General features: G+C 43.8%; 5 protein-coding genes and 1 pseudogene. 5 read left to right on the plus strand and 1 reads right to left on the minus strand.

The features are described 5' to 3' along the window. Window positions 1–202 precede the first annotated feature (202 nt). Window positions 203–1,000, plus strand: a complete 798-nt coding sequence (locus F6J99_RS40300; RefSeq protein WP_365975216.1) for a DUF2993 domain-containing protein — start codon at window positions 203–205, stop codon at window positions 998–1,000. A gap of 221 nt (window positions 1,001–1,221) precedes the next feature. On the opposite strand, the pseudogene F6J99_RS40305 reads toward F6J99_RS40300, so the two are convergent. Then, window positions 1,222–2,059, minus strand: a pseudogene (locus tag F6J99_RS40305) (Uma2 family endonuclease). Between the two features lie 82 nt (window positions 2,060–2,141). On the opposite strand from F6J99_RS40305, the gene F6J99_RS40310 reads away from it, so the two are divergent. From F6J99_RS40310 to F6J99_RS40325, 4 genes are all read left to right on the plus strand, one after another. Next, a complete protein-coding gene (locus F6J99_RS40310; RefSeq protein ID WP_293121817.1) occupies window positions 2,142–2,327 on the plus strand; it encodes a hypothetical protein in 186 nt (61 codons plus the stop codon). 25 nt (window positions 2,328–2,352) lie between these two features. Next, on the plus strand, window positions 2,353–2,484 hold the full coding sequence (locus F6J99_RS40315) for a hypothetical protein (protein WP_267876458.1): 132 nt from the start codon (window positions 2,353–2,355) through the stop codon (window positions 2,482–2,484). Window positions 2,485–2,487: 3 nt separating this feature from the next. Continuing rightward, complete coding sequence (locus tag F6J99_RS40320; protein ID WP_293121820.1) at window positions 2,488–2,724, plus strand: hypothetical protein; 237 nt, start codon at window positions 2,488–2,490, stop codon at window positions 2,722–2,724. Continuing rightward, the coding region (locus F6J99_RS40325) for a HEAT repeat domain-containing protein (protein WP_293121823.1) at window positions 2,708–6,138 on the plus strand (3,431 nt) is incomplete at its 3' end. The genes F6J99_RS40320 and F6J99_RS40325, both read left to right, overlap by 17 nt.

The raw sequence follows: 6,138 nt of genomic DNA on the forward strand, positions 1-6,138 counted from the left end.
TAGGTTTGATGTACTAGAGCCTATTAACCAATAACCAACCAAATAACCTACCCTGCACTGGACACTAAAGGTGAACAACCCATTAACTTACCCTACACTGGATGTCAATGGGGAATAACCAAATAAGCTTCATCCCTAGGATCGATTGCTGAGTTCTTCACATTTTGTTACAAATGTAGAAGTAACTCTCGCAGGATGCAAGATGGTTATGTTAGGTGGCTTCACCGGTACAAATAATTCTGGCACCGACTGGGGTGAACAGCTGCTCAATACTGTTGCCAGCAAGACCATTCGCCACCTGTTTACCACAAGCGAATCGGTAGATGTGTCTGTGCGCTGCTATCCCTCTAGCAAATTGCTACAAGGTAGCATCGACAGCTTCAAAATGAGTGGTCGTGGTTTAGTGATTCGTCGGGAGTTCCGGACAGAAGAGATGTCCTTTGAAACCGATGCTGTTTCTCTGGATTTCAGCTCAGTGCTTCAGGGTAAGATTTCTCTGAAGCAACCTACTCAAGCGATCGCTCAAGTTATTCTGACTGAAGTTGACATCAACCAATCCTTTAAAGCACAACTAGTTAGAAAGCGGCTGGAAAACCTTTCTACACCAGCGTTAACCGCACTATCTGGTGGTGCGCCGGTTTCCTTTAGTGAGGTGCAAGTTCAGCTGCAACCGAACAATGGTCTACGGTTATTTGCTAAGGCTGACCTACCCAATTACGGCATAGTACCGATTAGTATGACATCTACCATCGGAGTAGAGCGGCGACGGCGGATTTTGTTTAAAGACTCCCAGTTTCAAGCTAATGAAATACCAGAGTCGTTACAAGAGATATCTAAAACCTTGACAGTAGCCCTGGATGAGATCTTGAACAATATGGTGGATCTAGACCGCTTCAACCTTGATGGTGTCACTATGCGCATCAATCGTCTAGAGACCCAAGGGAAAAAGCTAGTTTTCAGTGGCTACGCCCAAATCGATCACATCCCGAATAATCCTTGACCGGTCAGCGGTCAGGGGTCAGCAGTCAGGGGTCAGCAGTCAGGGGTCAGCAGTCAGGGGTCAGCAGTCAGCGGTGCCCGTAGCCCATTAGCTGATAGCACCTCAAGTAGCCCATTAGCTGATAGCTGATAGCAGATAGCACCTCAAGTAGCCCATTAGCAGATAGCACCTCAAGTAGCCTGCGCTTCGCGCATTAGCTTACATAAAAACTCAGACAGGGGTTAAATTTCATCGGGATTAATACCCATCTGTCGTAACCGTTCTGCTAGTTGTTGAGCTCGTTGTTGAGCCAGTTCAGCTCGTTGTTGAGCCAGTTCAGCTCGTTGTTGAGCCAATTCCTTCTGTTGACGTTCTTGTTCAGCTCGTTGCCGTTGAAGTTCGGTTCGGTCTGCCTCAGTGGGAATCCAATTCCCATCTTGATCATACCAACGTAGCCACAACCGATTCAATCCCCGATATTGACCAAGCCATAGCCCTAGACCCAATTGCAACTCAGGGATCCAAAATTGGGAATTGTCTATGGTTTGGGGTTGATAGCTGCCGCCATCTAACTTAAAAATTCGCAATTCATTGCTGACTCGCTCAAAGGTGACATAGTAGGGAATAGCTAAAATCTGCTCGTACACTTCCCATTTGGTGGGTGGTTCTGCCGTTCGTTCACTGTAACCGAGGTCTTGATCTCTGGTGCTCGCCACAGAGCAACTCTATCGCCACAATTGGTCTGACCTCTTCTTGCCAGATCACATAACTCATTCTGAGCTCTCGTTCCTGGTAGAATCGGGAAATACCTACTACCGCAAACCAATCCGGTCGTTTGTACCAAGCGGTATGGTTGGGGTCATAATATAAATTTAAGTCACTGGCCACAAACACCCTTTCCCTGTCATAATTGGGAGGGCGAAATGTTTCACTACACAGTTGTGGTTGCCAACTATCAAATTCGTCAGGCAAACCCGGCTCCTCGGGATCTTCACTGGGTAAATCATACATGGTGGGCAGGGTTTCTTTGGCCGGATGAGGGAGAATAACCTGCTCAAATAAGGGTTTGGCAACAGACATGAGATGACCTCAATTTTTGTCCGACTCATGACTTTGATCTTAGCAACTGGCCAACTGATCGCGAGTGTAGGGAGATGGGGAGATGGGGAGATGGGGAGATGGGGAGATTTTGACCACTGTTCCCGATTCCCAGATCCGCTGTTCCCTACTCCCTACTCCCTGTTCCCTACTCCCTACTCCCTACTCCCTTTGCTCTATAATGACAAATAGACGAAAAAACAACTACCAATATCATGCTGGATTGGTTAGCAGTTTAAGGAATTTCTAGTGCCGGTGGCTATCTCGCCAAAGAGGTGATTACTCCCTTGGCCAAAGAAGCTCTAGAAGACTACACCAAAGACTTCTTCAAAGAATCCATCAAAGAGTATACCGGACTATCGGATCAAAATATCCAGAAAAAACTCTTGGGTAAAGCCTTAAAATAATTTATGGCTTTAGTGGAAGAAGAATTGGAAGATGCTGATTTATCTAAGCAAGAATTAAAACAGTATAGTAAACCTCTCAAGCAGTATTTTAAACATAAATCCATTAAAGCTATCCTGGGCAGTGCGTTCAAGTATGGCGGTCACGGAATAGATACCGATATATTAGCGAAGACTTGGATTGAGCTTGACTTATTAGAATTACCGGAAGGATTTGATTGGCACTATGTACTATATTGGTAAAAGCTATCTCAAGAAAGGAAAAAAGAATAACAATAATAAAGTAAAAAATATTATTTGGAAATCCGATCAGTTACGGCCTATCCGAGATTCCCAAACCTTGGAAGCGATCGCAGAAAACACTAAACCGGGAATTCCCCCAGATGTTGACTTAAGGAAATATCAGGAAGCACTCCTAGAGAGCTACGGTAATGTCAAATTGGATAGTTTGGATACTAGTGGCTGTGCTTATAATGAACTAAAACTATGGAATATATTTATCCCCCAAAATGTGCGAGAGGTTCATGACTTGATGCCGGAGGGGATTCATGAACTGCCTAAGGATGATTATCGAAAACTGCGAGAGAGTGGTGAACTAGATCAGGAAATTGACCAAAAGGAGTTGCAACGAGCTAAAGAGGTTTATTATCAACAGCCAATTCAATCCATATTGGATGTGATAAAGAACTCTCAAGGCTATCGCTATTTGGTGGTTTTAGGAGAGCCAGGCTCTGGTAAATCTACCTTGCTGCACTATTTAGCATTGGAGTGGGCAAGAACCGATCTAACGACTGAACGTTCTCTACGGATTCCGTTACTGATTGACTTACCCACTTATATCCGGAATCGCGATAGTGGACAGTGTCAGAATTTCTTGGAATTCTGCCATCAAAGTAGTGGAGCGATAGGTCATCTGAATCAAAATAAACTTGATGATCAGTTAAAGGCGGGTATTGTCTTCGTGATGTTTGATGGCTTGGATGAAGTGTTTGAGCCAGGGAAACGAGAGGATGTAATTACTGATATTCATCGCTTTACGAATAAGTATCCTAAGGTAAGAGTAATTGTGACATCTCGGGTAATTGGTTATAAACCCCAACGGCTACGGGATGCTGAATTTCGTCATGTTATGCTCCAAGACTTGGAGTCGGAACAAATTCAAACGTTTATCGAGCAGTGGCATGAGTTAACCTATACTGATCAAGTTGATAAAGTTAGGAAACAGGAGCGCTTACAAAAAGCCATTAAGACATGCTCTCGGATTCGACAACTGGCGCAAAATCCCCTATTACTAACCATGATGGCAATCCTGAACCACAATCAAGAATTGCCTCGTGACCGCTCTGAACTCTATAACCAATCGTCTCGCTTACTGCTCCATCAATGGGATGTGGAACCAGCATTACTAGAAGATAATGGTGTTGATCCGAAGACGATTGATTATCAAGATAAGCAACAGATATTGGGAAAAGTGGCATATTTCATGCAGGGTAATCAAGGGGGATTAGCGGGAAATCTGATTAGTGGGGAAGATTTAGAAAGAATTATCAAAGAGGAGCTGAAGTTACGGGAGGTTAATGACCCGAGAACCGTTGCTAAGGTAATGATTAGTCAGTTATGCACCCGCAATTTTATCTTTTGTTTCATGGGAGCAGATTACTACGCTTTTGTGCATCGGACATTTTTGGAATATTTCTGTGCTCGGGAATTTGTAAGGAAATTTGAGAAAAAGCAGGATATTTCCCTAGAACAGTTGAAAAATGAGGTATTTGGTAAGCACTGGCGGGATGAATATTGGCATGAAGTGCTGCAGTTGATTGTGGGCATGATTGATTCCCACAAAGGTGGAGAGATTATTGAGTATTTGATGGCACAAGGTGAAGTAGAGGATGATTTTAAGAATTTATTTCTGGCAGGGGATTGTTTATCTGAGGTTAGAAATCGGTATGAGATTAAATCAACGAATATTGGATTACTGAATCGCGTCAAAGACTTAATTCATTATGATCTAAATTCTACTGATAACAAGTATAGAGATGAGGCCAACTTAGTCCGTGATATTCGCACTAAAGCTGTTGTCGCAGTAGCCACCCATTGGCAAGACCACCGAGATACCTTAGGGCTACTTAAAAAATTGGCTCGCTCTGATACGGATTTGTGGGTGCGAGCTACAGCAATTGAACAGTTAGCTAAAAGTTACAAAGACCACCGAGATACCTTAGGGCTACTTAAAAAAATTGCTCGCTCTGATACGGATTTGCGGATGCGATTTAGAGCAATAGAACAGTTAGTGCAAGGTTACAAAGACCACAAAGATACCTTAGCCGTACTTAAAGACTTGGCTCGCTCTGATACGAATTTGTGGGTGCGAGTTAGAGCAATAGAACAGTTAGTTCAAAGTTACAAAGACCACAAAGATACCTTAGCCATACTTAAACAATCGGCTCGCTGTGATACTGATTCGGAGGTGCGAGTTAGAGCAATTGAAGAGTTAGCTCAAGGTTACAAAAACCACCAATATACCTTAGCCATACTTGAACAATCGGCTCGCTGTGATACTGATTCGGAGGTGCGATGTAGAGCAATTGAAGAGTTAGTTAAAGCTTACAAAGACTACATAGATACCTTAGACATACTTCAAGAATTGGCTCGCTCTGATACTGATTCGTGGGTGCGAGCTACAGCAATTGAAGAGTTAGTTAAAGCTTACAAAGACCACGGAGATACCTTAGCCTTACTTCAAGAATTGGCTCGCTCTGATCAAGATTGGCAGGTGCGAGTTAGAGCAATTGAGCAGTTAGCTAAAGCTTACAAAGACCACCAAGATACCTTAGCCCTACTTCAACAATGGGCTCGCTGTGATACTGATTCGGATGTCCGATGTAAAGCAATAGAACAGTTAGCTAAAGCTTACCAAGACGACCAAGATACCTTAGCCCTACTTCAAGAATTGGCTCGCTCTGATACTGATTCGTGGGTACGAATTACAGCAATAGAACAGTTAGCTAAAGGTTACCAAGACGACCAAGATACCTTAGCCCTACTTCAACAATGGGCTCGCTCTGATAGTGATTCGTGGGTACGAGTTACAGCAATAGAACAGTTAGCTAAAGGTTACAAAGACCACCGAGATACCTTAGCCCTACTTCAACAATGGGCTCGGTCTGATACTGATTCGAGTGTGCGAGTTACAGCAATTGAACAGTTAGCTAAAGGTTACCAAGACCACCAAGATACCTTAGCCCTACTTCAACAATGGGCTCGCTGTGATACTGATTGGCAGGTGCGAGTTACAGCAATTGAACAGTTAGCTAAAGGTTACCAAGACCACCGAGATACCTTGGCCCTACTTCAAGAATCGGCTCGCTGTGATACTGATTCGGATGTGCGATGTACAGCAATTGAACAGTTAGCTAAAGGTTGGAAAGACCAGCCTTGGTTATTTGAATTTTTATGCGATCGCGTAGCGTGGCCTACGGCCAATCGCGTAGCGGCTCTTTCAGAGCATCGCACTCTCCATAAACCCTTTGACCGTAAGGAAGACTGGGATGACAATCCTCGACAAATAGCCCTTAATGCCATCCTGGAATATTATCCTAAGCATTCCGAAACCCGATCCTTATTACAGGATAGAGCAAAGCATGACCCCGATCCTGA

Origin of the sequence: Moorena sp. SIO4G3, from assembly GCF_010692305.1 — a bacterium.
Lineage (GTDB): Bacteria > Cyanobacteriota > Cyanobacteriia > Cyanobacteriales > Coleofasciculaceae > Moorena > Moorena producens_A.

What these genes read in the sequence shown, in the direction of transcription:
- F6J99_RS40300 (WP_365975216.1), top strand. Translation starts at nt 203, where the DNA reads ATGGTTATGTTAGGTGGCTTCACCGGTACAAATAATTCTGGCACCGAC.
- F6J99_RS40320 (WP_293121820.1), top strand. Translation starts at nt 2,488, where the DNA reads ATGGCTTTAGTGGAAGAAGAATTGGAAGATGCTGATTTATCTAAGCAA.
- F6J99_RS40310 (WP_293121817.1), top strand. Translation starts at nt 2,142, where the DNA reads ATGGGGAGATGGGGAGATGGGGAGATTTTGACCACTGTTCCCGATTCC.